This is a genomic window from Pseudochrobactrum asaccharolyticum, from assembly GCF_003314995.1.
GTDB lineage: Bacteria > Pseudomonadota > Alphaproteobacteria > Rhizobiales > Rhizobiaceae > Pseudochrobactrum > Pseudochrobactrum asaccharolyticum.
In genome coordinates this window covers 1-3,056 of record NZ_QNRH01000028.1, presented here as the reverse complement: position 1 = coordinate 3,056, position 3,056 = coordinate 1, and the positions used below count along the sequence as shown (strand labels likewise).

Genomic DNA, 3,056 nt, shown 5'->3' with positions numbered 1-3,056 from the left:
GTCTGCCTTCCTTCCCATCGAGTAGATTGAACGCAACAATATTCAAACAAGAATTGTCGCTTGGGTAGTAGAGCGGCAACCACTCCATCTATTCAGTTCTCACTGCAACCTATATGACAGCCAGTCTTGCAGTTTTTGCCAAACAGTTCTCCTGCGGACGCGAATTCGTCGCCTATCTCGGACTTGTGCCCCGACAATATTCCAGTGGTGGACAGCCACGTCTGGGACGCATCTCCAAAATGGGCAATCGCTACTTGCGAAAGCTTCTGGTTGTTGGGGCAACTGCAGCGCTCTACGGTTCGCGCAACGAAATACAACGCACCGCTTGCCTTTCGAAAGGGAATGATGCAGAGCGCGAAGTCATGCAATCATAAAGCAAGACAGATGCTGAATGAAGCCCTGTAATGCTTCAAACGCATTTATTTCTTGATTTATAGAGCGGTTTTTCTACCCCGTTTTCTCAAAAAAATGATTGCAAATTTAGTATATACTATGTAGTATATATGTATATTTCAAATTGGATATGCCGGAGGCAAGTCAATGTCTGGTCTATATGTCAAAGATGATGCCGTTAATGAAATGGCGATCAAACTTATGAAAGTTACCAATGCGCCGAGCAAAACGGAAGCAGTTCGCCGCGCCATTCAAAATGAGCTAAACCGCCATGCAAATGAAAAGCCACTTGCGGAGCGCGTGGCAGAAATTCAGGCACGTGTGAAAAGCCGGTTAGGTGATAAACCTGTTGCTTTTGATGAAAAGGCATTCATGGATGAAGGTTGGGGAATGTAATGTTTATTGATGCTTCAGCCATTGTGGCAATTCTCGGTAGTGAAGAGGATGCAGGCTATTTCATTGCTAAAATCGAAGGCTGTTCCAGCACAAAAGCCTATTCTTCAATCACCTTTTTTGAAGCTGTGATAGCTTTGGCGCGAAAAGAAACTATCTCGCGTTTTGGTGAAAATACCTCAACGCCGCCTGAGATCATTGAGCAGATGCAAAATGATGTATCTGATTTTTTGCGTGTTATTAGAGCGAAAGAAGTTGCAATAGGCGGCTCAACACATAAACGTGCCCTCGAAGCAGCCAAAACCTTTGGCCGCTTTGTCGGGCATCCTGCTAAACTCAATTTTGGTGATTGCTTCTCTTTTGCAAGCGCTACAGAATTACGTTTACCGCTATTGTTCAAAGGCAATGATTTTAGCCAGACTGATATTGAAAAAGCCTAAGCGAGATAAAGAACGAGCATTATGAAAAGCAGTGCACTAATTGCATTAGTTTTTCTCTTTTCTATGCCTGCCATTTCTTCAATGAAGCCCCCAAAGAGGCTTTTTTATTCCCTGAAATTGCAGTGGGCTATTCCCATGCGCACTGGTTAGACAAGATATGCCAAGCCATCGCCGCCTTTGTGATTTAGCCGAGATCCGTTCTGCTGGCCGTTTCCAGTGCCTTATTACCTATATGACGATTAATGCCATGTTTTGGATATGCGAATTAATGGTGTTTTTATTTTGCGATTGACTAAAGCACAGACATGAGTTGCTAACACGCTGGAAGTTAAGAGTTTATACAATCGCATTGAAGTTTCTTGGTCGCTGAAAGTAAATTTATAACGGGACGAAATATACTCATTTGCTGCAAAGTCGTGTTCAAAAAATTTCCTCGTTCTGGGGACTTCCTCGCGGGGCAATTTTTTCTCTCTGGCGGCTTTCGCTTCGCTGCGGCCTCCGGTGCAGCACCGTCAACTTCATGCTTGGGACTTCTCAGCAACTTGCTAAAAAGAAACCTAAAAATGAACAACGTCACAAACTTCATCAAATTCGACAGCGACAACATGAAGCTTCAATAGGCTCAGGTCGCCTCTCCAGTCTCACCCATGTGCCATTCTAAGCCTTAAATGTTGGCAGTTTCCAGATTTACGTATTGCCATGTCGTATGTACGTTGAAGTAATACTAGGCATAGTGCCGTTAAATATTTATCATTAGTATTGATCAAAAATACTTACGCATCGTAAATATAAAGCGTAAATCTTTATCGTGCATACGATACAACAATACGAAACATACACATGATTGGTATTTCTAAATTGTAAATACGGTTTGTATTTATGACTTGTAATTACCCTGCGTATGTATGGTTGGTACATACGCAAGGCAATACGCAACGTATTTCTTTGATGGGATCGTGCAATCCCATTCAAACATCTTCTGTAACTGTCGTTAAACGGCGCTTAAAGCGCCGTCAGGCGCGTTTATGTGTTTTTTGACCCATCCTCCTCCAGTCCGCGTGTATCGCTGTCAGTGACGATCCATGAGGGAAGTGCAAGGTTGAAAAGCGTAGCGTGCCTTGCATTCGCGAATGGAGGCGCGACAAGGGCGTTTGCGGCTGCAGGTGGTGAGCCTTAGAGTGCGCAAAAAAATAATCAGCGTAGCGAAAAAAAGACGAGCGAAGCGAAGTGATATATTCTTATCTTAGGTGGCAGGATACGTAATTTTGTAGTACAAAATTATTTCAATCAGCCAAAGGTGCTGATTAGTGGATTGATTGCCTTAAATTTGAGATGTGGGAATAGGTTGAAGGATGAGGGCAAAAGAGGAGAAGGCGCACGTTGTTACATTGCGAGTTTCCGCAAATGAACACGCTGCAATTCATGAAGCGGCAGCTAAAGTCGGAATGTCGCCTTCAGCCTTTATGCGCTCAACGGTTCTTGAGGGGGCAGGGGTAAAGCCCTTTCTGACGGAGAATGACAGGTTGATTTTCGCCTTGATTTTGGAAGATTTACGCAAGGTTGGCGTGAATCTCAACCAGATATCAGTGGCAATTAATTCCAAAAAATATCCTGTTCCTGAAGAAGTTGCCCTTCATCAGATGAATGTTCTGAAGTCTCATGCAGCGATTTTTCATGAAGTGAAGCGCCTCCATGAGAAAACCGGACACAGATTGCAGCCAAAATATTAAGCCTTGGTGAACCGCACCGGGTTTGCCGGAGACCCCAACTCGTGAGAAGTAGGGTCTATGACAAGCAAAACGACGAACAAATTTTCTCCTGAAGTCCGTG

The 3,056-nt window shown here is 43.9% G+C and carries 3 protein-coding genes and 1 pseudogene; all 4 read left to right on the top strand.

Annotated features, from left to right (window positions below; all coding sequences use genetic code 11):
* Window positions 1-146: 146 nt before the first annotated feature.
* Window positions 147-308: pseudogene (locus tag DFR47_RS21400) on the top strand (transposase); the annotation flags it as partial.
* A 232-nt stretch (window positions 309-540) separates the two neighbouring features.
* Window positions 541-789: a type II toxin-antitoxin system VapB family antitoxin gene (locus DFR47_RS21395; RefSeq protein ID WP_113946535.1), complete on the top strand. Its 249-nt coding sequence runs from the start codon at window positions 541-543 to the stop codon at window positions 787-789.
* Window positions 789-1,226, top strand: a complete 438-nt coding sequence (locus DFR47_RS21390; RefSeq protein WP_113946534.1) for a type II toxin-antitoxin system VapC family toxin — start codon at window positions 789-791, stop codon at window positions 1,224-1,226. Before DFR47_RS21395 ends, DFR47_RS21390 begins: the two co-directional genes overlap by 1 nt.
* Window positions 1,227-2,578: 1,352 nt before the next feature.
* Window positions 2,579-2,956 carry a plasmid mobilization protein gene (locus DFR47_RS21380; protein WP_113946532.1) on the top strand — a complete coding sequence of 126 codons (378 nt, stop codon included), beginning with the start codon at window positions 2,579-2,581 and terminating at the stop codon, window positions 2,954-2,956.
* Window positions 2,957-3,056: the final 100 nt, after the last annotated feature.

Coding starts and splice junctions, on each gene's coding strand:
- DFR47_RS21395 (WP_113946535.1), top strand. CDS start 541: ATGTCTGGTCTATATGTCAAAGATGATGCCGTTAATGAAATGGCGATC.
- DFR47_RS21380 (WP_113946532.1), top strand. CDS start 2,579: ATGAGGGCAAAAGAGGAGAAGGCGCACGTTGTTACATTGCGAGTTTCC.
- DFR47_RS21390 (WP_113946534.1), top strand. CDS start 789: ATGTTTATTGATGCTTCAGCCATTGTGGCAATTCTCGGTAGTGAAGAG.